Genomic DNA, 23947 nt, shown 5'->3' on the forward strand with positions numbered 1-23947 from the left:
GTCGATCTGCATGGCTGCACGGCTGCACGGCTGCACGGCTGCACGAAGATACACATGCATATTCCAGCATACGCTGCGTTGAACGCAGACGCGGCAGCGGTGCTGCTGCGATGATGCATCGACGCACGCGCAAGACGCAGCGCAGTGCACTCGCGCAGTGGTCTCTGCGTCGTCACCACATCCATCCCCGGGCGCATATGCTGGACCTCTACGGAAAGCCGACATCGATCAACGTGCGCAAGGTGTTGTGGCTGTGCGACGAATTGGCGCTGGACTACCGCTTGCACGCCTATGGCAGCGGGTTTGCCCCGGTCGACACACCCGAGTTTCTGGCGCTCAACCAGAACGGCCTGGTGCCGGTGATCAGGGATGGCGCGCTGGTGCTGTGGGAGTCGAACACCATCTGCCGCTATCTGGCCGCACGCAGCCAGCGCGACGATCTGCTGCCGCATCCGCCGGCAGCGCGTGCCTTGGTCGAACAGTGGATGGACTGGCAGGCCACCGAACTCAACACCGCCTGGCGCTACGCGTTCATGGCCACCGTGCGGGGGAGCGCGGCGCATACCGATCTGCACAGCATTGCGGCCAGCGTGTCCGAGTGGAACCGGCACATGACCATCCTGGACGCGCAACTGCAGCGCGCGGGGCCTTACGTGCTGGGCGCGGACTTCACCTTGGCCGATATCGTGCTGGGCGTGTCGACGCAGCGCTGGTTCGCCAGTCCCATCGAGCGTGCGCCGCTGCCGGCGGCTGCGGCGTATTACGCGCGGTTGAAGACACGGGCAGGTTTTCAGCGCCATGGCTGCTCGGCGCCCTGAGTGCGGCGTGCACGGGTCGCACGGCGCATGCCAGGCGCTGCGCGTGCGCAGGACATGCAGCGGATTGAGCGCTCATCGACGTGGCGCGCGCTTTCCAGTGGCAGCATTGGGCTGAACGGCCGCGCTGCCTGGCCAGGCAGCGCGGCGCCTGACCGAGCGTGCCGATACAGGCACACACCCGGTAAGCAGCGCCGGCCGCCGTTCCGCCCGTGATCGGCACCGGGGTCACGTCCTGCAAGACCCTTACGCATGCCTGCATCCCGTCAGTCCGAGCCAGACCCAGCGCCACAAGATCTGCTCCGGCTGTGTCGATTCAGGCGACGGCGCGCTCGTTGCGGTGATCGCGACATGGATGGGGCGACTGGTCATTCTGCTGCCAGGCGGCGTGCACGCTCTGCCCGGGTCGGCTGCATGACGTTGGACAGATAGCTTTGCTGCAGCGCGTTGGGCGACACTCGGGGATTCTTTTGGTTCCTTCGAGGTCCACATGTCGTCTTGGCTCCGGCGCAAATCCATCGATCAGGTCACCGTGCACGAAGCCGGCCGGCAACTGGTGCGCAGCCTGAGTTGGCCGCATCTGATCGCACTTGGTATCGGCGCCATCGTCGGCACCGGCATCTACACGCTGATCGGCGTGGGCGCGGACAAGGCCGGCCCGGCGGTGCTGCTGTCGTTCGTGGCCGCCGGCGTCGTCTGCGCCTGCGCGGCGCTGGCGTATGCAGAGATGGCCACGATGATGCCGGCCGCCGGCAGCGCGTACACCTACAGCTACACCGCGCTGGGCGAGAGCATCGCCTGGGTGGTGGGCTGGAGCCTGGTGCTGGAATATTCACTGGTGGTCAGCACCGTCGCGGTGGGCTGGTCGGGCTATTTCGTCGGGTTCCTGCAGTGGCTGGGGGTCAATCTGCCGCATGCATTGATTGCCGGGCCGCACGCCGGCGGCATCGTGAACCTGCCGGCGGTGGTGATCACCTTCCTGGTGGCCGGCATGTTGATGGCCGGCACCAAGGAAAGCGCCACGCTCAACGCGGTGCTGGTGGTGCTGAAGATCATTGCGCTGGGCGTGTTCGTGGCGATCGCCTTGCCGGCGTTCGACAGCGCCAACCTGCAGCCGTTCATGCCGTACGGCTTCTCCAAGGCGATGGGCCCGGATGGCGTGGAGCGCGGGGTGATGGCGGCGGCGGCGATCATCTTCTTCGCGTTCTACGGGTTCGATGCGATTTCCACCGCGGCCGAGGAGACCAAGAACCCGGGGCGCGATCTGTCGATCGGCATCGTCGGTTCGATGATCGGCTGCACGTTGATCTACGTGCTGGTGGCGTTGTCGGCGGTGGGTGCGATGAGCTTCACCGTGTTCGGCAAGAGCCCGGAGCCGTTGGCCTTGATCCTGCGCGAACTGGGCCATGGCAAGGCGGCGTTGGTGATCGGTGCGGTGGCGATCATCGCGCTGCCGACGGTGTTGCTGGCGTTCCTGTACGGGCAGAGCCGGATCTTCTTTGTGATGTCGCGCGACGGGCTGTTGCCGCGCGGCCTGTCCAAGGTCAACGCACGCACCGGCACGCCGGTGGCGATCACCTTGTTCACCGCGGTGCTGGTCGCAGCGTTGGCCGGTGTGGCGCGGCTGGACGAGATTGCCGCACTGGCCAATGCCGGCACGTTGGCGGCGTTTACGGCGGTGGCCGCATGCCTGTTGGTGCTGCGCGTGCGCGAACCCACCCGTGCGCGGGCATTCCGCACGCCGCTGGCCTGGGTGGTGGGACCGGTGGCGATCCTGGGCTGCCTGTATCTGTTCTGGAGCCTGCCGAGCACCACGCAGGGCTGGTTCCTGCTCTGGAACGCGCTGGGCGTGGTGGTCTACCTGGCCTATGGGCGGCGCAATAGCCGGTTGAACCAAGCGGGGTGAGGCGCGACGTCCTTCTCGCCCGCGGGAGAGAGGCTTGCAGAACACCGCGGCCCAGCACTCCCTTCTCCCGCTGGGACATTGTCCCCCTTCATGGGGGAGAAGGTGGCGCGTAGCGCCGGATGAGGGGACGGGCGAAGCCTCGTGTCATCCACCTTGGTCAGTGGCTCCGCCCCGTACCCTCACCCCAACCCCCGCTCCGCGCCCCAGCCCGCCCTTGCGGCGCGGGCGCTCCAGGGCACGCGCGCCAGTGGCGCGCAAGCTGTGCCTCTTCGCCCCGATGGGAGAGGGGCCTTCATCGCCGGTCTGGGGCGTCAGGAGCATCTGGCAGATCAGGGGCATGCGCTGGTCACTGCGCTGCTACAGGTGTGGCGCAGAACGAGGTTGGAAGTGCATCCGCCTGCGTGCCCCAGCCTTGCGTCGGCGCCTGCTTGGTGAGCGCAAACGACACCGTGCCGCCCTGCTGCAACTGCGCCCAGTCCAGGAAGACCTTGGTCTGCGGTTTTCCGTTCAAGCGCACGCCTTCCACGTACTGCAGCGCGCGGCCGTCGGCGCCGGGCGCATTGATGCGCAGGCGCCTGCCGTTGCCCAGGTCCAGCGTGGCGCGTTTGAAGCGCGGGGTGTGCAGCAGGAATTGGCCGCTGCCCGGCACCGCCGGATACAGGCCGAGCGCACTGAACAAGTACCAGGCCGACATCGTGCCGAGGTCGTCGTTGCCGGTGACGCCATTGGGCGCATTGGTGAACAACTGCTGCGCGGCACGCACCACGGTGGCGGTCTTCCACGGCTGGCCGATCAGCGTGTACATCCACGGTGCGTGCAGGTCGGGTTCGTTGTTGGGGTTGTAGCGGTACTGGTTGTAGTAGCTGTACGGGCCGACCACCCAGTGCGTGCGCGCGCCGTTGCGCGGGTCCTTGAGCAGGTCGTCGTAGGCGAAGAAGGTATCCAGGCGTTTGCCTGCCTGTTCGCTGCCGTGCATGGCCTGCAGCATGCCGGGGATGTCCTGCTGCACCAGCCACTGGTATTGCCAGGCAGTACCTTCATGGAAGCCGTGTTGCGAGCGTGGGCTGTACTGGTCGTTGGACGGCGCGTACCAGCTGCCATCTTCCAGACGCGGACGCGGGAAGCCGGCAAAGCCGGTGTCGGCATCGCGCACGGTGGCGTCCCAGACGTGATGCCAGTTGCCGCCGCGCGCGCGGAGCTGCGTGCTGTCGTCGGCATGGCCCAGAGCCTGGGCCATCTGTGCCAGCGCGCAATCGGCCAGCGCGTATTCCAGCGTGGCAGAGCCGCCGTGGTGCGGGTCCACGTCCCTCCCCTTGGACGGAAACGCGCGGTCGTATTGGACGAAGCCACTGACGAGATACCTCGCATTGCCCGAGCGCCCGGAATGCCGCGAGTTGATCGGCGGTTGGCCGAAGGCGTTCTGGCGGAGCGCGGCGTAGGCCTCGGCTTCGTTGCCCTGCAGCGCGCCAAAGCGCCACAGATCGACCAGAAACGGGGTGACCGGATCGCCGGTCATGACGTTGGTGTCGAAGTTGGCGTAGCCCCAGCGCGGCAGCCAGCCGCCCTGTTGATGGATGGCCAGCAGCGAGCGGCCGATATCGCGCGCGCGCTGCGGGCGCAGCAAGGCCAGTAACTGGTTCTGCGAGCGATAGGTATCCCACAACGAAAAGTATTCGTAGTAGGTCCAGCCCTCGGCGCGGTGGATGGCATCGTCGTAGCCGCGGTAGCGGCCATCGGCATCGCTGCCGGTGAGTGGTTGCAGCAGCGCGTGGTAAAGCGCGGTATAGGCCACGCTGCGGTCATCGCTGCTGGCGCCCTCCAGCTGCAGGCTGGCCAGCTCGCTGCGCCAGACCTGCTGCGCGCGCCGGCGCATCTGCTCCAGGCTCAGCAATTTGCCGCCCTGCATGCCATCGGCACGCAGATTGGTGCGAGCGCCTTCGGCATCCACATGCGAAATGGCGCTGACCACGGTCACCGCGCGCGCGTCCTTGCCGGTGCCCAGTGGAAAGCTGAGCCAGGCGCCATTGGGTTTGAGTTCGCCGCCCATGCCGTGACGCGCGTCGGGCACGCCGCCGTCTTCGCCCCAGATGCCGTGCGCCGTAAACGGGCGGTCGAATTCCAGCCGGAACCAGGTGGTGTATTCGTGGCCGCCGCAAAAACTCTGCGTGACCAGCTTGCCCTCCACCACGCGGTCGCCGACCAGCTGCACCTGGCTGCCGATCACCACATGGCGGTCGTTGGCCTGGGCCACGTTGATCAGCACATGGCCGGTGTCGGCGCCCGGTGCGAAGGTATAGCGCTCGACCGCGGCGCGGGTGAGCGCACTGGCTTCGGCGTCGATGCCGCCGTAATCGGTGAGCCGCACCTTGTAGTAGCCGGCCTGCCCCACTTCGCCGTCGTGCGTGTAACGCGCCGCATAGCGTTTCTGGTCGAAGGCCTTGGCATCGCCGGTGTCGAAGTCGCCGCCGGGGCCGATGCGGCCGGTCACCGGCAGGATCGACACCTGCCCGCCCTGCTCCCAGCACCCGGCGCCGGACAGAAACGAATGCCCGAAGCCGCGGATGCTGGGATCGTCATAGCGCCAGCCGGCGTAGTGCGCACCGATCGGGCTGACCTGGATCAGGCCGAACGGCGCCGCCGCACCGGGGAAGGTATTGCCGTCGTCCTTGCTGCCGATGAAGGTGTTGACCTGCGCCGGGTCCTGCGCGGCCAACGGTGGCGCAATTGCCATGCCAAGCAGACACAGGCTGGCGGCGGCGCGGCGCCACAGCGGCATGGATGAAAGACGCGACGAAGCGGCAGAAAGCATGCAAGACCCCTCGGGGGAAGAGAGCGGCCGGGGCCGCAGCTGAGATCGCGCGTCCCGTTCGCCCCAAGACGCGGCGACCGGCGCAGGACGAGCGTGCGCGAAGACCGACGCATGCCACAACCCCGGATGGCGTCGGGCGCAGCAATGACCTTGCCTGGACGCACCGCTCTAGGCCGCACTCGCTCCTTAGAGAACATGCGCCGATGGCAACGCAGCCGGGGAGTGCCACGTGCCGATTGCCCTCCAATTCAGCAAAACAGACTAAGAGCGGCGAACAGGACGACTGCGCAGTTATCGGCGCGGCCGGTGCTCGGTGCGGCATGGCTCACGCGCACACCCCGTTCCAAGCGCGCCTTCCACACCCAGCTGACGACTGCTCGCTACGTTCTGTCAGCGCTTTCAACGCGTCGTTAGGGCGGCACGACGGTGTGGCACGACGCGCTCGCTGGCCTCCGACAGGACGCTTCTCTTCGACCGGCTCCCACGCCAACCGGCTCGTGGCGGTGCATCAGTCGCGCGGGGATGCAGCCGTCTCGTGATCCGGCCGTTCGAACAGATCTGCGTAGCGCGCACTGAAGCTTTCTCGGTCGGTGACGAAGGCTTCGAGGTCTGGCACATTTCCACGCGCGAATGGCGGTAGCTCGACCCCGTGCGCGTTTGCCAACGCACGGATGGCCAATTCGGTCTTTGCGGCGCTTCCTCGCGGGTCAGGCATCGCATGTGCCATCCACCAGTGCAAGTTACCGAGCGCCGGCATCAGCTCGGCGGGATCGTGGGGCCGCGCAACCAGGTCGCCAAACAGGTGTTCGACATGGTTCATGATCGGCTGCACCAGTTCGCAAGAGGTGTGCTGGATAAAAAATGGGAAAGCGCTGGTTTCAATCCGTCCATCGTGTCTTTCCCGCCCCTGTCGGGCGCGCGGATGGTGAAAGTCGTCCGGATTCACTGCCAGCCCTAGCTGAGTGAGCCCAATCTTCTCCCCATTCAATTCGCCCACCATCTCGAAGACGTCATGCGCCATGAACCCGTCGGGCATCGGTTGCCCAGTGTCGGCAACCAGGTCATTTGCTTTCCGCACCAGCGGAAGCTGGCGCACGCGTGGTCTCATATACGCATAGTGCTTTGTGAGGGGTGTGCCGACGTCCGTTTGCCGTGGGTAACCCGCCGCAAATGGCTGCGCATTCCCTAGTTTTGGATTGCCTGGACCAGCTGTCTGCGCTGTCTGCTGGGTAGCCCAGCTGTGGCGCGCCGCGCCCGCAAAATCCCACAGTTGCCGGAAGGTCTGGATCTGCCCGCTTGCCAGGCGTGCGCCGCCTTCCCGGGCCGTGGAATGAAAGCGGCGACCATACCGTTGATTTGCTGGTGTCGACTCCTGATTGACGCGCGGGTCTGGCCAGCGTGCCACGCCGGTCAACGCAACCTGTGTGGGCGAAAGTTTGCTCTCCGCGCCAGGGCCTGGCAGTGCGTGACGGATGGGTGGCGATACGGAGGTGAACATGTGGTCCAGCCCCTGCATACCAGGCGCCAGCGCCGCCGATGCGGCCGCTTTTAGCAACGTTTTGGATCCGTGCGTGGTGACGGACTGCGCTCCTGGCTCATGGAAGAGACTGCTCTCGATGTGCAGCCTGCGTGCGCCTTGCTCTTTGGCGTAGAGCAACTGCAATTGCGCATCCGAACTGGTCCGTTGCTCTGGAGTCAGCGCATGTGAGGGACGGCGGCGCTGTAGGCCCACGGTCACCGTTTCGCCCGGTCTGGACAGCGCCATCTCGAGACCTGCCAAGGCCGCATTTGCCGGCTGCATTGCCGGTGCCCGATGACTCGCACCCTCGGAAGTGTTCGCGGTTTCTTTCGCGCCGGAACAACACAGGCCGGGAAGCGCTTTTCTCACGTGTCGTTTGAGGCCGCTCAGGGGGCCGGCGGCGCCTGCGGTCGGCGGCGCCTGCGGCGCATCCCTGCGTTCCGGTGACTGCGGTGTATCGCCCGAGGCAATGCCGCTGTGCGATGGCGCTTTGTTGATCCTCATACGATCCGCTCGTGCAGGACTACGCTGTTTGTCCTGTCAAACATAGTGCACAACCCCTGGCCTTCGGACGATAGGCTGGGAACGTGGTGGCTCCTCAAGCGAAGCGCTCGGCGTCTTCCAACCAAACGTGCAGCAGTTCCGGCGGTGTCCCCCGGACCCGGCTCAGAAATCAAAAAAGCCCGGTCTGAGACCGGGCTTGGTCATCCGTCGGCAGCGGCGGGAGGGGCCGGCGCTGCCGTGTTGCGGTGCTTCAGATCCAGCGCATGCCTTCGAACGGGTTCCAGCTGGTGCTGCCCTTCACCGTGTGCAGGTAATAGGCGTAGTTGGCGATCATGCCGGTCAACAATGACATGGGCAGCCACAGCACGTTCTGGAACGCGGTCGGCAGGAACGAGGCCACGATGCCCAGCACCAGGCTGATGCCGATCAGGCTCAACGCCTTGCGCCACAGGCCGATGATGAAGAAATAAATGAAGCCGAAGAAGAAGGCATAGAAATTCATGCCGATCTTGACCTTGTTACCGAAGCTCAGCGTTTTTAAGGCGTCTTTGTAAGCAGGTTCCTTGGGTCCGCCATGACGGTCGAAAAAGTCGAAGCGGAATTGCCACTTGGGGCTGAGCTGGGTGCGGTCGAGGGTATCCATTCCAATCCATGTAGTTGTAAACGGTTACATGATAAGCGATCGCGTATGCATCGGCACGTTCCTTCTTTCGCCGGTTACACGGGTTGTGGCTTGTCGGACGATGCGGGGGCTGCGGGGCTGCGCCAAGCTCGCGCGCAGGGTCAGCGCTGGTCGCTGATGCCGGTGCCGCGGCGGGCGCGGCGCAGCGAGTACAGCGAGTGGTCGGCGCGATCGACCACCACCGCCAGCGCTTCGCCGTCCTGGCGCAAGGCCGTGCCGAGGGTGAAGCGGATCGGCGCGTCGTCGATGGCGCCCATGTAGTCGCGCGTCAAGGCGTCCAGCTGTGCCTGGCTGGCTTGATGCAGCAGCACCAGAAACTCGTCGCCACCCAGGCGCACCAGACGGTCCTGGGTACGCAGCGGCTGGTTGAGGAACCAGGCCATCTGCACCAGCACCTCGTCGCCACGTTGGTGGCCATGGGTGTCGTTGACCAATTTGAACTTGTCCAGATCCACCACGATGCAGCCCCAGCGCACGCTGGGGTCGCGCTTGTCCAGTTCGTCCAGGAAGCGGCGGTTGTAGCAATTGGTGAGCGGGTCGGTGAACGACCATTCCAGCAGCTGTTTTTCCTGCCGGTACTGATTGGTGATGTCCTGGGCGTGGGCCAGCACCACCGTGGCGTCGGACTCCACATCCAGCACGTTGTGGTACTGCCAATGGCGCAGGCTGCCATCGCCGGCCACCAGTTCGATCACCCCCGAATCCTGGCCATCGAGCACCATGCGCGAGAGATAGCCGTGCAAGGCGGCGTGGCGCTCGGGGCGCACGAATTCCACCAGCGAACGGCCTTCCATCTGCTCGACGCTACGACCAAGCGAGCGCGCTGCGGCCGGGTTGATGCTGACCAGCCGGCCGTGCATGTCGTGGGTGCAGATCAGGCCCAGGCTGTACTGGAACATCTTGCGGAACTTGCGCTCGCTGGCAGCCAGCGCATCCACCGCCTGGTGCCGGTCGGTCACGTCCTGGATCGCGCCGATCAGGCGCACGCGCCCGTCCACACGTTCCACCGAACCGGCGCTGTGCACCCATAGCCGTCGCCCGGTGGCGCTGGTCAGCGGCAGCTCCAGATCCCAGGGCGTGCCGTCCCGCACGCAGGCCTCGACCGCCTCGGTGATCACCGCGCGCGCTTCCAGCGGATAGAAGCCGATTGCCTCGGTCAGGCTGGGCCGGTAACCGGGTGGTAGGTCGTGCAGGCGGCAGGTCTGGTCGGACCAGGTCAGCGTGCCGCTGGCCACGTCCACTTCCCAGCCGCCCACCCCGGCCACGCGGCCGGTGCGTTCCAGAAACGCTTCGCTCTCGCGCAGGCGTTGCTGCAGCTGCTCGTTTGCGGCCTGGCGCTCCAGCATCACGCGGCGCTGCTCCAGGCCTTCGGCGGCCACCTTGGCCAGCTGCTGCAAGGCCTGCAATTGCGCCGGCTCCAACGCGCGCGGTTGCTGGTCGATCACGCACACGGTGCCCATGCGTAACCCGTCCGGCAGCACGATGGGGGCGCCGGCGTAATAGCGGATACCCGGCGCATCGGTGACCAGGACGTTGTCGTGGAAGCGCGGGTCGGCCGGTGCGTCGCGCACTTCCATCACCGCATCGCCCTGGATGGTGTAGGCGCAGAACGCCAGTTCGCGTGGGGTTTCGGAAACCCCGGGCAGGCCGATGTTGGCCTTCCACCATTGCCGACGTTCGTCCACCAGCGAAACCAGCGCGATGGGCGTGCCGGCGATCGCCTGGGCGGCGGCGGCCAGCGCGTCGAAGAACGGCTCGGCATCGGTGTCCACCACCTGCAACAGCGCCAGGCGCGCCAGGCGCTGGGCCTCGCTGGGAGTGGATGACACGTCTGTATCGCACTGATTCAACGGAACGCTCGAGCCCGGGCAATTGGTCCAGTCTAGCGGACTGCGCATACGAGCCAACACGGCATTGCGTGCGCCACTGCACACCGCGGCGGTGCGCGCGACGACGGCCGGCTGTCGCGCCCCTCAGTCGGTGGTGGTCGCCTCCGTGTTCGCCGCGGTGGCGGTGCGGTCGTCGTGCATCTGTAGCGCCAGGTACAGGCGCATGCAGTCGTCGGTGTTGCCCAAGTCCACCGCGCACAGTGCCTGGATGCGCTGCATGCGGTAATCCAGGGTGTTGCGGTGGATGCCCAGCACCTTGGCGGTGGGGGCCATGCGCATGCCGGCACCGAACCAGGCCGACAGGGTCTTCAACAACTGGCCGCGCCGTTCCTGCGCCAGCAGTGCCTGCAGCGGCTTGCGCAATTCCTCGGCCTGCCAGGCCCGGCGCAGGTCGTCCGCCAGCACCGGCAAGCGGTAATCGTCGTAGAAGAATGCGTCGGCGTGCGGGTGGCGGGCCTTGCCGATGCGCATGGTGGTGCGCGCGATCTGGTGCGACAACGCCAACCCGTTGGACTGCGGAAAATACTGGTCCAGCGCCAGCCGGATCCGCAACCGGCTGCTGGCGCGCATGCGCTCGAGCAGACTGTGCGCGCGACGGCGTTGCTCCTCCACGTCCCAGTGACCACGGCGGTCCAGTGCGGGCGTGAGCACCACCAGCTCGTTGAGCGCGGTGGCGGCGATCAGGTTGCCGCGCTCGGGCGTGGACAGCAGGGTGTGCAGGCGCTGCAGTTCCACCAGCATCACGTCCAGATCCAGGGTGTCGCTTTCCACTTCGATCACCGCCGCCACACGCGGCAGGTCCAGCGCGATGCCGAGCCGCTCGGCCCAGCCGGCCAACGCCGGGGTCGGCCCGTCGGGAGGGATCAGGCCCAGCGTGACTTCTTCGCGCAGGCGCGCGTCGCGGGCCTGCAGGCGCAGCAGACCGGCCTGTTCCAGCATCGCTTCGGCGGCCATGCGCACCAGCCCGGCCTGTTGCCCGATCCGCGGCGGGTCGCCGGTCAGCCCGACGCAACCGACGATGCGACCCTCGACAATCAGCGGCAGGTTGACGCCGGGGCGTACCGCATCCAGCTGCTGCGCCAGGGCGGCGTCGACCGCCACCCGCCCCTGCCTGGACAGCACCAGCAAGGCGCCTTCGTGCAATTGGCCGATACGCGCCGACTCGCCGCTGGCGATGATGACGCCGGAGTGGTCCATCACATTGACGTTGCCGTCGATGATGGCCACCGCGCGGTCGACGATGGACTGCGCCAGGGTGCGGTCGAGCGTGAGCATGGACTGCGGTCTGTTGACGCGATCGATGAAGGTCACGGTGCCATGTTCGGTACGCACATGGGCGGCATGTGTGTGACCGGGCGTGGGGCGCGCTGCGGCCGATGTCTCAGCGTCTGCGCGCACCGCGCTGACAGCCACGTGGTTTTGAGTGGAGATGCCTTCGGCACGCAGCTTGTCCAGCAGGCCGCAGCAGAACCGAGCGCCTGCGCCCGGCCCGTACGACGTCCCCGGGTGCTGCCGTCAGCGCCGGTCGAGACCCGTCGGCACCTGCGCCAACGCCCGGCCCACCTGCAGCGTCGCCGCCACATTGCGCGCGGCGATGCGCACATTGCTGGCGGCCTCGGCCAGTGCCTGTTCCAGCGTGCAGGCGCGATGCACCACCGCGAACATGGCATCGATGCCGTGGCCGTGCAGCAGCGCGGCGCCGCCGCCCAGGCAACCGGCAATGGCGATCACCGGTTTGGCATGCCGTTGCGCCACCCGCGCCACGCCAACCGGGGTCTTGCCGTGCAGGCTCTGGCTGTCGAGACGGCCTTCGCCGGTGATGACCAGATCGGCCTGGGCGATCAGCGCATCCAGCCCGAGCGCGTGGGCGACGATCTCCACGCCGGGCCGCAACTGCGCGCCCAGATACGCCACCAACGCCGCGCCCAGGCCACCGGCCGCACCGCCACCGGGCAACGCGTGCAACCGCACGCCCAGGTCGCGCTCCAGCAGGTCGGCGTAGTGCTGCAGGTTGGCATCGAGCTGGCGCACCATCTCGGGAGTGGCGCCTTTCTGCGGGCCGAACACCGCCGAGGCGCCGGTTGGCCCGATCAACGGGTTGTCCACATCGCAGGCCACTTCGAACTGGCAGTCCTGCAGCCGCACATCCATGCCTTCGGTGTCGATGCACGCCAGCGCGGCCAGCGCGCCGCCGCCCGGACCGATCGCCTCGCCTCGCCCATCCAGCAGCCGCACGCCCAAGGCTTGCGCCAAGCCGGCGCCGCCGTCGTTGGTGGCGCTGCCGCCGATACCGATGATGAAACGCCGTGCGCCGGCGTCCAATGCGGCCAGGATCAACTCACCCACGCCGACGGTGCTGGCGTGCAGCGGCGCACGCTCGGCCGGCGGCAGCAGCGCCAGCCCGCTGGCGGCGGCCATTTCGATCACCGCGGTACGGCCGTCGCCGGTCAGGCCGAAGAACGCCTGCACCGGCGTGCCGAGGGGACCGCTGACAGTACAGGCGATCACCCGCCCGCCGGTGGCGGCAACCAGGGCCTCGACCGTGCCTTCGCCACCGTCGGCGACCGGCACCTTGCGGTAATGCCAATCGGGAAATACCTCGCGGAAGCCCGCCTCGATCTGCGTCGCCACTTCCATCGCAGAGAGGCTTTCCTTGTACGAATCGGGGGCAATGACGATCTTCATGGGGACACTCGCTTGAACGGAGGCATCACTGGTTCACCGCGTGCGCGGGCACCCGCAGCACCAGCACGACGCCCAGCAGCATGGCGCCGGCCAGCACGTACAGCGCCACTTCGGTGCTGTGGGTGGTGTCCTTGATCCAGCCCACCAGATACGGGCTGACAAAGCCGGCGACCTGGCCGGTGGAATTGATCAACGCCAGTCCACCGGCCGCGGCGGCGGCAGTGAGAAAGCCGTTGGTCAGCGGCCAGAACAGCGGCAAGCCGCTGACCGCCCCCATCGTGGCCAGGGTCATGCCGAACAAGGCCAAACCCAGGTTGTCGGTCATGCTGGCCGCGAGACACAGGCCCGCCGCGCCCATCAGCAACGGAATCACCAGGTGCCAGCGACGCTCGCCGCGGCGGTCGGCCGAGCGGCCCATCAGCACCATGAACACCGCTGCGGCCAGGTACGGGATGGCGCTCATCAGGCCGATGCGGATCGGGTCGGTGACGCCGCTACCCTGGATGATCGAGGGTAGCCAGAAGTTGATCGCATACACCCCGCTCTGGATGCAGAAGTACAGCGTGCCCAGCAGCCATACCGCCGGGTTGCGCAGCACCGCGCCCAGCGAGGTGGAGGCGCCGGCCGGCTTGCCCGCTTCGTCGTCTGCCAGCGCGCGGGCCACGGCCTGTTTTTCCTGCGGGTCCAGCCAGCGCGCCTGTTGCACGCCGTCGCTGAGCGAAAACCACATCCCGATGCCCAGCAGCACGGTCGGCAGCCCCTGCAGCAGGAACATCCATTGCCAGCCGGCCAGCCCGCCCTGCCCGGCCGAGAAGTGGCCCAGGATCCAGCCGGACAACGGCCCGCCCAGCACCCCGGAGATCGGGATGGCCGACATGAAGACGGTCATGACCCGGCCATGCCGGGCGCGCGGGAACCAACGCGTCAGGTACAACACGATGCCGGGGAAGAAGCCCGCCTCCGCAGCGCCGGTGAGCAGGCGCAGGGTGTAGAACCCGGCCGGCGTGCGCACCAACAGCAGGCAGGTGGAGAGCAGGCCCCAGCTGACCATCATGATCGCCACCCAGCGCCGCGCGCCGAGGCGCTGCAGGATCAGATTACTGGGCACCCCGCACACCAGGTAACCGATGAAGAAGATGCCCGCGCCCAGCCCGTAGACCGTCTCGCTCATGCCCAGGTCGCCCAGCATCTGCAGCTTGGCGAAGCCGACGTTGACCCGGTCCAGGTAATTGAACAGATAGCAGACGAACAGGAACGGGATCAGCCGCCATAGGATCTTGCGGTAGGTCGCGTCCATTCCGTCGGGGGACGGCAGAAGCCGGGAGGCTGGGATCATTGCACGCTCCAACAGGTCGGTCGGCCAGGCAGGCGCCCGCACCGCAAGGGGTGGACGCATTCTAGTTGGCGCTTTTTCCTAAAAGCTTCGGCAGGGCGTTGCCCATCCCGGCTCGGCGAACCCTGGTTTTTGTGCAAATGCCCAATCGGAACGCCTGGCGTCGCCGAAAACATCAGCACATGACGGAACCCGTTCCAGAGGCGCCGCCAACCCGGACATCTGCGGGACACACAGCATCCCATGGCGATGCACCGCTCCCTCAGCAGGCACGGACGCTGCCGAATCCTCGACGATCACAGCGCCGCCAATCAGCCACTCCCGCCAGCACAGCCATGCAGGCACGCAGCGCTTACTGCTCAACGCCCTGCCCTCCCGTACCAATACTCGCTTCAACGATCCCCGAATCCCAGACCTAACGCGCTACCGATTCCCCACTCCCGAGTCACGATTCCGATTCCCCGCCGCATAGGCCTGCGCCTGACTCATCACGCGCAGCAGGTTGCCGCCCCAGATGCCGGCGATCTGCGGTTCGGTGTAGCCCTTGCGCAGCAGCCACGCGGTGATCCGCGGCAGATCGGAAACGTCTTCCAGACCCGCCACCCCGCCACCGCCGTCCCAGTCCATCCCGATGCCACGTGCTCGGGCCCGACCACCCCCAGCACGTGCTCCAGATGCGCGAAGAAATCGGCTTCGGTCGCCCACTTGATCGGGTAGCGCGCATCCAGGTCCTTCAGCGCGGCACTGAGCTTGGTGCCATCGGCGATCTTGACGTGTTCCCAGCCGCCGTACTGATCGGTAAGCGCCTTCTCGGCAGCCTTGCGCTCGGGGCTGGCGCCGCTGTCCACCAGATAACCGCCGTAGGAATTGACCTGGATCACCCCGCCATGCGCGGCCAGCACCTTCAGGCGTGCATCGTCGATGTTGCGCGGGTGGTTGTAGACCGCGCGCGCGCCGCTGTGTGACAGCACGATCGGCACCGGCGACAGCGCAATCAATTGATCGAACACCGCATCGGAGGCATGCGATTGATCGATCACGATGCCCAGCGCCTGCGCCTGCTGCACCAGCTGTTTGCCGGCCGGGCTCAGGCCCTTCCACTCCGGCCCCTTGGGGTCGGTGGCCGAGTCGGCGAACTCGTTGTTGAGGAAATGCACGGTGCTCATCAAGCGCAGCCCCTGCGCGTAATAGAAGCGCAGTAGCGTGGGATCAGCCGCCAGCGGACTGGCGTTTTCCATGCTGATGAACACCACGCGCTTGCCGGCGGCCTCGATGCGTGCAGCGTCGGCAGGCGTAGTGGCCAAGGCAAAGCGCTGCGGCCGCGCGGCCACCAGCGTGTGGATCTTCATCAACCGCTGCAGGCCGGTATCGCGGTCGTCCAGGTGCGCGGCTGTACTGCGATTGCCTTGCCCGGTGTAGACCGCCCAAAAACCGCCATCGAGCGCACCTTCGACCATGCGCGGGTAATCCACTTGCGACAAGCGATTGCCGGCATGCGCCTGCAGCACATCCAAGTCGGCGCGCTCCAGGTTGGCTGGCGTGTCCAGATGCGAATCCAGCGTGACCAGGCGTTTCTGCAGCGCGGTGGCGCGCGCCAGTTCGGCCTTGGAAAACTCCAGCGCGTGCGCGGGCAGCGCGGACGCCAGCAGCACCGAGACAGACAGCGAAAGCCAGCGCAGGGACATGCGATCTCACAGGCAGTGGGGGTCAGCCGATCATAGCGGCTTGCCGTCCGCGCGCTGCGGCCACAGGTGGGACGCTGCAGCACTGCCATCCACTCCCGCACCAGTGCGCGCGATGCGCGTTGCAAGGCCGGTTCGACGGCGATGCCGATGGCGCGACCACGCGCAACGGCGTCGCGCTGCGCCCTGCAATACCAGCAACTACCGCCCGACCGGTAGATTGGCTCTTGCGCGGTGGTGGGACATGCCGGCGAGCGCATCGCGTGACCGCACGCGCGCTGTGCCGTCAGTCGTCCAGTTCTGCAAGACGCGCGCGCACGCTGTCCACATCGATGTGCTCGCGCACATGCGGCCACTGCCGCGCCCACACCGAGCGGAACACAATCCACGCACCGAAGACGCCCAGACAGGTCGATCCCAGCGCCAGCAGCAGCGGATGCAGGGGCGAGCCGTCGCCGGTCTGGAACAAATACATGAAGGCGCCGGAAAACAGCAGCCACACGCCGAACGCCGGCCAATTGCTGGCCAGCAGGCTGGCATGGGGCCGCTCGATCTCGCGCAGCAAACGGCGCAGGGCCTTGCGTTCGTCTTCGTCGCTGGACCTCATCGGCTGCCGGCTCCTGGTTGGATGTCTGCGTTGAATCCGTGCCTGCCGGCGATGGCGTCGCGACGCGGAAGACGCTGCCTGCAACGCGACAGACCGCATCCGACGCCACGAAACGCGATCACACCACGCGGCAGAACACCGCCTTGAGATAGCGCGATTCCTGTACGTGCGCCATGAACGGATGGTCCGGGCCGGCGCCGGCCACCTTCAGGATCTGGATGGTGCGCCCGGAGAAATACGACGCGCGCCGCAGCATGTCCAGGAACTCCTGCTCGGCCACCAGACCGGTGCACGAGAAGGTGGCGAACAGGCCGCCCGGCTTGACCACGCCCAGCGCCAATTTATTCATGTCCAGGTACTTCTTCAGCGCCGGGATCACCTGTTCGCGGTCGCGGGTCATCTTGGCCGGGTCCAGGATCACCACATCGAACTGATCGCCGCGATTGGACGCATCGCGCAGCCACGGAAAGATGTCGGCCTGCACGAACCTGGGTCGCACGTTGTTGAGCTTGGCGTTGCCCTTGGCGATGGCGATCACGTCTTCGTCGATATCCACGCCCAGCACCTCGGCGGCACCGCGCGCGGCCGCGTACACCGCAAACCCGCCGGTGTTGCAGCACAGGTCCAGCACGGTCTTGCCGTCCACCTGCTCGCTCAGCCACTGGCGGTTGTCGCGCTGGTCGGCGAAGAAGCCGGTCTTGTGCGCACCGGCCGGGTCGGCGCGGAACTTGATGCCGTGCTCGGTGATGACGGCCGCTTCGGTGGTGGTGTTGCTGTGGAAGTCGAAGCTTTCCTGCTTCTGCACGTGTTCGTCGGCAAAGCTGTGGAAGCGGCAGCCCGGGAACTGCTCGCGCAGCGCCTCGTAGATCCATTCGCGATGGCGGAACATGCCGGCGGCGAAGAACTCCACCACCACCAGGTCGCCATAACGGTCCACCACCAGGCCGGACAAGCCGTCGCCTTCGCTGTGCACCACGCGCCAGGCGTCGGACACACCGTCGAGCTTGAGCCAGTCGCGTCGCAGGCTCACCGCCGCGGCGATCTTGCGCAAGAACCAGCCCGCATCCACCGGCACCGACTGGTCGGTTTCCAGAATGCGCACGGCAATGCGCGAGTGGCCGTTGTAGAAGCCACGGCCGATCCATTCGCCATCCACACCGACCACATCGACGATGGTGCCGGGCTTGGGCTTGGCGGCGGGCTTTTCCACCAGTTTCTGGAAGATCCACGGGTGGCTGGAGCGCCAGGCATTCTTGAGACGGACGACGGGGACAGGAGTATTCATTCACCTATTGTATCCGGCTGGATTGACGTGCCTGCGCCGGGCCCGCAGAATCGGGACCGGAAGGGGAGTAGCTCCCAGCGTTGTCGCCGTCATTACGAGCCCGCCATGTGCAGCGCTCCGGTGCAACGGCAACCGGTCCGCGCCGGTTGTGAGCGAGACCTTCGCCGCGCAGGCGAAGGTCCGTTACCCGGAATCCACGATGTCCGTGTCACAAGGCCTCAGCCCAACCGGCTGTCCAGGTCGTTTCACTTTTCGGGATTCTTTATGCAAACCATTGGCAATGTCTGGTTGTGGGGCGGTTTCGGGGTCGTGGTGATCGCGGCGCTGATGATCGATCTGGTACTGATGCGCCACGGTGGCGCCCACAAGGTCACCTTCAAGGAAGCCACCTGGTGGAGCATCGGCTGGGTGCTGCTGGCGCTGGCCTTCAATGCCGGGCTGTGGTGGTACCTGCAAGGCAGCGTGGGCGACGCGCAGGCCGACCAGATCGGGCTGCAGTTCCTCACCGGCTACCTGGTGGAGAAATCGCTGGCGGTCGACAACATCTTCGTGTTCCTGATGGTGATGACCTATTTCGGCGTGCCCGAAGAGCAGCGCCAGCGCGTGCTGATCATCGGCGTGCTTGGTGCCATCGTGCTGCGCGCGATCATGATCTTCGCCGGCTCGATGCTGCTGGCCAAGTTCCATTGGCTGCTCTACGTGTTCGGCGCGTTCCTGCTGCTGACCGGCATCAAGATGTGGTTCTCCGCCGGCAAGGAGCCGGACCTGGAAACCAACCCGGTGTTGCGCTGGATGCGCAGCCACCTGCGTTTGAGCCCGCAATACCACGGCAACCTGCTCAGCGTGATCAAGGACGGCAAGCGCTGGTTTACCCCGTTGTTCGTGGTGTTGATCCTGATCGCGGTGATCGATGTGATCTTTGCGGTGGACAGCATCCCGGCGATCTTTGCGATCACCACCGACCCGTTCATCGTGCTCACTTCCAACGTGTTCGCGGTGCTGGGTCTGCGCGCGATGTTCTTCCTGCTGGCCGGCATGGCCGACCGCTTCCACCTGCTGCCGTACGGGCTGGCGGTGATCCTGGTGTTCATCGGCACCAAGATGATGATCATCGATCTGTACAAGATTCCGGTGCTGGTCTCGCTGGCCGTCGTGGTGACCATCCTGGTCGCCACCATCGTGCTGAGCCTGCTGCGGCCACCCAAGCCTGCAGGGCACTGAGGGGCCGGGATTGGGCAGTCGGGATTCGGGATTGGGGTTGGTCGCGGCGCGTAGATGGTGGTGCTTGCCGCGATTCCTGGATGGAACGCCTGCCTGCTGCGTTCTCGGGCGACCGTAGAGGCCTTGCTACGTTTCATCCTAACCACCGTCTCGGTTGCTTCGCCCACGTGCGGAGCAACCGGTAACCGCGCGCGGCTAGGCGTCGAACGTGGCGACCGAAGGAGGCTGCCACGTGTGCGGGACACTCCCCCATCTGCGCGCTTTGGCGCTGGGCGAACGGTTACGCCGCTGATCTACGGATTGTCCCACCGCCGGATCCGTTTATCCCGCGCTAGCCGGGCTTGCAAAGGCAAAACCACGCCGCCATCCGGGACTGCATGACACTGCATTCTCCCGCCCCCGATACCGCCACCCAGAATCGCCTGGATCGTTCCCGGGTGCTGCGTGCCTTCAACATCAGCCTGGCCGCCGTGCTGTTGCTGGTGGCGGTGTTCACCGCACAGGGTATGTTCGACTGGCGCGCCTGGGCCGTGGCGCCGCTGCAGGCCGACGGCCTGCTCGGCATCCTCACCGCACCGCTGTTGCACGGCTCGCTCGCGCATCTGGGCGCCAACGCCGCCGCGTTGTTGATCCTGGGCACGTTGGCCGGCAGCGTGTATCCGCGCGCCACCGTCATGGCGCTGCCGCTGTTGTGGCTGGGCTCGGGGCTGGGCGCGTGGCTGTTGGGTGAGCCCGGCAGCCGGCATCTGGGTGCCAGCGGCGTGACCCACGGCCTGATGTTTCTGGTGTTCGTGTTGGGCCTGCTGCGGCGCGACCGCCCGGCGATCGCCACCAGCATGATCGCCTTCCTGTTCTACGGCGGCATGTTGGTGACCATCCTGCCGCACGAAGCCGGCGTGTCCTGGCAATCGCATCTGGGCGGCGCGGTGGCCGGGCTGATCGCGGCCCTGCTGCTGCGCCTGCGCGATCCGCAAGAAGCCAAGCCGCGCTACAGCTGGGAAGACGAGGACGAAGACGCTGCCTGGGAAGTGAGCAACGCCGAACAGGACGTGCTGGAACCGCCGCCGCCGCGTCAGGTGCCCGTGCTGTGGCAGCGCCAGGACGATGGCTCGCAGGGCGTGGTGCTGCATTTCCCGCCGCGCGAGCGGCCGCCGGGAACGTAGGAGCGCGCTTGCGCGCGATGGGGCGTCATCGGGAACGCTGCATCGCGCACAAGCGCGCTCCCATAGACCGCAGATGCGTTTAAGGTTTAACGCGTCGCACGCCCACTCAACGCACGCCGCGCCAAACCGGGGTCGTCGGCGAAGAACGCGTCGATTCCGGCATCCAGATACGCCTTCAACTCGGCCAGCGCGCCGGCATCGTTGCGCTCGGTCATCGCGCCGCTGCTGCGGTGGTTGGCGGCCAGAAAATAATTCTCCGGACGGAAGGTATACGGCTGCACCTGCAGCCCCGCCGCATGCGCGTCGCGTACCAGGCTGGTCGGTGTACCCAGGCGTTGCTGCGCATCCAGCGGGATGATGCTGCGGATATCGGGGCCGATCGCATCGGCATAGGTGGCGACCTGCTTCAGGCCGTCGGACGTGATCATCTGCCCGTAGGTCTTTGGCGCATCGTCCGTACCGGCATCGGGCAGCGCCATCTGCGCACCGCCCAGCAACTGCAGCAGACGGATGTTGCCGGTGCGCCCGATCTTGCTGCGCAGATAGCGCAGATTGCCGGTCTCGAACGATTGGACGATCACCGGCGCGGTCTGGGTGTAGGCATGCGCACGCAAGGTGGTCAGCACCTTGTCTTCCATCGGCAAGCCGAGTGCCTTGAAATAACTCGGGTGCTTGATCTCCGGAATCAGCCCGATAGTGTGCCCGGTCGCTGCCGATTCTGCGGCAACGAAATCGATGATCTCGTCGAAGGTGACGATCTGAAATTGCCCATCCCAGCGCGTGCCCCGCAGCTGCGGCAACCGCTCACGCGCACGCAGCGTCTTCAACTCGGCCAGGCTGAAATCCTCGGTAAACCAGCCTTCCATCGCCTGACCGTCGATGGTCTTGCGCGTCTTGCGCGCGGCGAACTCGGGGTGGCTGGCCACATCGGTGGTGCCGCCGATCTCGTTCTCATGCCGAGCGATCAGCACGCCGTCTTTGGTCGACACCAGATCCGGCTCGACAAAATCGGCGCCATCGACAATGGCTTTGGCATACGAGGCCAAGGTGTGTTCCGGGCGCAACGCACTGGCGCCTCGGTGGGCAAAGATCTGCACCGTCTTGGCCAACGGTGCCTCGGCAACCGCCGGGCCGCTCATGCCAACCATCATCGCTCCCACCAACCACAGACGACCGAACTGCATCATGCACGTCTCCAACGAAAAACAGCTACCGAATCCACGCATGATCGCCATGCGAGCTTGGCCGATGAGCGAGGCGGGAGGTACGACTGTACATCCCGCGTGCACTGCATCGTCCGCATGCGCCGGAAAATCACGCCTGACGTCTTGTTGACTACGCTAGAACGGTCTACGTCGATCGACATCGGACGTCGGCAAGCAAGAGTAAGATCTGCTTTTGCGATTCCCGATTCCCGTCCTCAGAACTTCGCGTCCAAGGTCAAAAACACCTGCCGTGGCGCACTTGCATGGAACGCCAGCTGACGCCCGTTCGGGTCGGTATTGGAGAAGGCGGTGAGGTTGGAGGCGTAACGCTTGTCGGTGAGGTTGGTGACGTTGAGCGAGAGCTTGAGCGCCTGCAGCACGCCGACCTGGCCAAACTCGTACCCGGCGCCCGCATCGAACGAGGTGTAGCCGCCAAAGCCATCATCGTTGGTGTAGGTGTAGTACCGCTGGCCGGTGTACTTGCCGCGCAGGTTGACGTTCCAGTTGGCGTAGTTGAAGGCGATTTCGCTGGCGAGCATGCGCTTGGGCGTATCCACCGTGTATTTGCCGGCGGTGGGGATGGTCACGCCGTTCTGCACGTAGTTATCATCGTAAGTGGAGCGATTGATCGACGCCGAGTTGTACCACTGCAGGTAGCTGGTCGGCTTCCAGATCACCGTCAGTTCACCACCGCGGCTGCTCACCGAACCGACGTTGAAGAAGCGCGTGGTGCACGCCGGCGTGGTGCCCTGCTGGATGCTGGCGCAGGGGTTGAGCGAGAGCAGGCGGTTGTCGAAGGTGACGTCGTAACCGACCAGCGACGCTTCGAAGCGGTCGCGCACGAAGCGATAGCCTGCTTCCAGCGTGCGCGATTTTTCCGGCTCCAATGCGCCGACGCTGGCGTCGAACGATGCCTGCGTCACCAGCAACGGGCCACCGGCGCCGCCACCCTGGAACGCGGCGATATTTTCCGCGTAGGAAGCAAACACTTCCTGGCCTTCGGCGAGGCGATACCCCAACCCGATCTGCGGCAACACCGATTCGCTGGCCTTGAGCGAGCCGCTCGCCACCGGCGCTTCCACTGCCACGCCCGGCGTTTCGCGTGCGGTCATTTCGGTACTCGGGCTCTTGATGCCCAGATCCAGGCTCAGGCGCTCGTCGAGGAACTTGAAGTTGCCCTGCACATAAAACTGGCGCGTGGTGATGACGTAGTTCTGCGAGAACAAGCGACGGTTGGGATTCTGCAGGAACTTGTCGTCGCTGACCGGGCCATCGATCCAGTAGAAATTGCGTTCCACGTCGTGGTGATTGCGCTCGTACCACAGCCCGGCTTCGAGGTGATGCGGGCCCAGATTCCAACCCAGCGAGGCAATACCACCGGTGCGGTCGATCCAGTAATTGGTGCTGCGAATGGAGATCGGCAGTGCCTGCGGCGTGCCGGGGTTGGACGCCTGCCCCGGCGACCACCAGTGGCCCTGGCCCTTGTTTTCGTGGTGATAGACCTGCGTATGCAGGCTGATCGCATCGTTGGGCTGGAAGTCGCCGGCCACATAGAACAGGTCGTCGTCACGCAGCGCACGGCTCTGGTAATACGCATCGTCGATGTTGTCGACGCCGCCGCTGAAACCGCAACGCGCCGCATTGCGTGTGGCCGGCGCGCAATACGCTGCGGCCAATGCGCGGTTCCAGTCCGGCGCGTACAGATTCCAGTCCCAGCCCAGGCCGCGCGCCATGCCGCTCTTGGACAGGTACGCATAGTCCGCCTGCGAGGTGCGCGAGGTATCGGCGAATGCGGTCAGCTTGCCACCGTCGAACTGGTACACACCCTTGGCGTTGAACTGCCGCGTGGTGGTCGGCGATTCGGGGCGCGCCCACATGTCGGCTTCGGCGTTGATGCCCGACAGATACGCCGAAAACCCGTTGTAATCGCCGGTATCCACACGCAGGAACGTGCGGCGATTGGCGTCCGACCCCACGGTCTGCGACACCTGCCCACCGAACACACTGGACGGATCGGCCGAGTAGTACTGGATGGTGCCGCCCAGGTTGCTGGTGGACGCAGTGCCAAGTGCCCCGATGCCCGAGGCCAGCTCCACGCCGCCGAAGTTTTCTGCGATCAATGCGCGGCTGATGTTGAGGCCGTTGTAGTTACCGTAAGCGTTATCGCCCAGCGGCAGACCGTCGAGCGTGTAACCCAAACGCGTGCCGTTGAAACCGCGCAGGCTGATCGTCTGCGACTCTTCGTTGGCACCGAACGCATCGTTGGATTGCACGTTCACGCCCGGCATGCGATTGAGCAGCTTCTGGATGCTGGTGCCCGGCGGTAACACCGGAATGTCCTGCTGGGTGATGCGCTGCACCTGGCGCGTTTCGCCCTGGCCGATCACCGACACCGTATCGAGTTGCTGCACGGTCGCACCGGTATCGGCAGACACGTCGAGGTCGGCAGCGTAGGCGACAGGCGCGAGCACGAGCGCAGCAAACACGGCGGCGCTTAACTGATGGGTCTTGGGCATGAGCGGCATTAGGGACGAGTCAAAAAAGATGGCGGCAAGCGTGCGACAGGTGTCTTGCGTCGATACGACCGTCACATGACAGTGCAGCGACAATCGGTTCGCATCCCTCGCCGTTGCTGCGTTGCA

General features: G+C 65.9%; 15 protein-coding genes, 1 other RNA gene and 1 pseudogene. 5 read left to right on the plus strand and 12 right to left on the minus strand.

Annotation, left to right across the window (positions count from 1 at the left end; genetic code table 11):
- Positions 1-197 precede the first annotated feature (197 nt).
- Positions 198-818: a glutathione S-transferase family protein gene (locus XBLMG947_RS07885; RefSeq protein ID WP_065467500.1), complete on the plus strand. Its 621-nt coding sequence runs from the start codon at positions 198-200 to the stop codon at positions 816-818.
- Positions 819-1305: 487 nt separating this feature from the next.
- On the plus strand, positions 1306-2721 hold the full coding sequence (locus XBLMG947_RS07890) for an amino acid permease (RefSeq protein WP_065467502.1): 1416 nt from the start codon (positions 1306-1308) through the stop codon (positions 2719-2721).
- A 346-nt stretch (positions 2722-3067) separates the two neighbouring features.
- Here XBLMG947_RS07890 and XBLMG947_RS07895 read toward each other — a convergent pair whose 3' ends face one another.
- Complete coding sequence (locus XBLMG947_RS07895; protein WP_065467504.1) at positions 3068-5530, minus strand: GH92 family glycosyl hydrolase; 2463 nt, start codon at positions 5528-5530, stop codon at positions 3068-3070.
- 320 nt (positions 5531-5850) lie between these two features.
- On the opposite strand from XBLMG947_RS07895, the gene XBLMG947_RS07900 reads away from it, so the two are divergent.
- A non-coding RNA gene (locus tag XBLMG947_RS07900) (sX9 sRNA) lies at positions 5851-5926 on the plus strand.
- A gap of 112 nt (positions 5927-6038) precedes the next feature.
- Here the strand turns inward: XBLMG947_RS07900 and xopAH are convergent.
- The 9 genes and pseudogenes from xopAH to XBLMG947_RS07945 all read right to left on the minus strand — a co-directional run bounded on the left by xopAH (position 6039) and on the right by XBLMG947_RS07945 (position 17716).
- Positions 6039-7553, minus strand: a complete 1515-nt coding sequence (gene xopAH, locus XBLMG947_RS07905) for a XopAH/AvrB family type III secretion system effector (protein ID WP_083992955.1) — start codon at positions 7551-7553, stop codon at positions 6039-6041.
- Positions 7554-7803: 250 nt separating this feature from the next.
- A complete protein-coding gene (locus XBLMG947_RS07910; RefSeq protein WP_065467508.1) occupies positions 7804-8196 on the minus strand; it encodes a DUF2628 domain-containing protein in 393 nt (130 codons plus the stop codon).
- Between the two features lie 140 nt (positions 8197-8336).
- Complete coding sequence (locus XBLMG947_RS07915) at positions 8337-10085, minus strand: sensor domain-containing diguanylate cyclase (RefSeq protein ID WP_065467510.1); 1749 nt, start codon at positions 10083-10085, stop codon at positions 8337-8339.
- Between the two features lie 123 nt (positions 10086-10208).
- Positions 10209-11399, minus strand: coding sequence for a sugar diacid recognition domain-containing protein (locus tag XBLMG947_RS07920; RefSeq protein WP_065467678.1), 1191 nt, complete (start codon positions 11397-11399; stop codon positions 10209-10211).
- A gap of 240 nt (positions 11400-11639) precedes the next feature.
- Positions 11640-12809: a glycerate kinase gene (locus XBLMG947_RS07925; RefSeq protein ID WP_065467512.1), complete on the minus strand. Its 1170-nt coding sequence runs from the start codon at positions 12807-12809 to the stop codon at positions 11640-11642.
- 25 nt (positions 12810-12834) lie between these two features.
- Positions 12835-14145, minus strand: coding sequence for an MFS transporter (locus tag XBLMG947_RS07930; RefSeq protein ID WP_065467680.1), 1311 nt, complete (start codon positions 14143-14145; stop codon positions 12835-12837).
- Between the two features lie 420 nt (positions 14146-14565).
- Positions 14566-15827 (minus strand): annotated as a pseudogene (locus XBLMG947_RS07935) (dipeptidase).
- 283 nt (positions 15828-16110) lie between these two features.
- Positions 16111-16431: a hypothetical protein gene (locus tag XBLMG947_RS07940; RefSeq protein WP_065467514.1), complete on the minus strand. Its 321-nt coding sequence runs from the start codon at positions 16429-16431 to the stop codon at positions 16111-16113.
- Between the two features lie 118 nt (positions 16432-16549).
- Positions 16550-17716 carry a class I SAM-dependent rRNA methyltransferase gene (locus tag XBLMG947_RS07945; RefSeq protein WP_065467516.1) on the minus strand — a complete coding sequence of 389 codons (1167 nt, stop codon included), beginning with the start codon at positions 17714-17716 and terminating at the stop codon, positions 16550-16552.
- A gap of 264 nt (positions 17717-17980) precedes the next feature.
- Here XBLMG947_RS07945 and XBLMG947_RS07950 point away from each other — a divergent pair, with 264 nt between their 5' ends.
- Together XBLMG947_RS07950 and XBLMG947_RS07955 are read left to right on the plus strand one after the other, a co-directional pair.
- Entirely contained in the window at positions 17981-18937 is a 957-nt protein-coding gene (locus XBLMG947_RS07950) for a TerC family protein (protein WP_065467518.1), read from the plus strand.
- A 377-nt stretch (positions 18938-19314) separates the two neighbouring features.
- Positions 19315-20100, plus strand: coding sequence for a rhomboid family intramembrane serine protease (locus XBLMG947_RS07955; RefSeq protein WP_065467520.1), 786 nt, complete (start codon positions 19315-19317; stop codon positions 20098-20100).
- Positions 20101-20186: 86 nt separating this feature from the next.
- Here the strand turns inward: XBLMG947_RS07955 and XBLMG947_RS07960 are convergent, their stop codons facing one another.
- Both XBLMG947_RS07960 and XBLMG947_RS07965 read right to left on the minus strand, forming a co-directional pair.
- Complete coding sequence (locus XBLMG947_RS07960) at positions 20187-21287, minus strand: glycerophosphodiester phosphodiesterase (RefSeq protein WP_065467522.1); 1101 nt, start codon at positions 21285-21287, stop codon at positions 20187-20189.
- A 233-nt stretch (positions 21288-21520) separates the two neighbouring features.
- Entirely contained in the window at positions 21521-23821 is a 2301-nt protein-coding gene (locus tag XBLMG947_RS07965) for a TonB-dependent receptor (protein ID WP_065467682.1), read from the minus strand.
- Positions 23822-23947: the final 126 nt, after the last annotated feature.

The organism is Xanthomonas bromi, assembly GCF_900092025.1.
GTDB classification, from domain to species: domain Bacteria; phylum Pseudomonadota; class Gammaproteobacteria; order Xanthomonadales; family Xanthomonadaceae; genus Xanthomonas; species Xanthomonas bromi.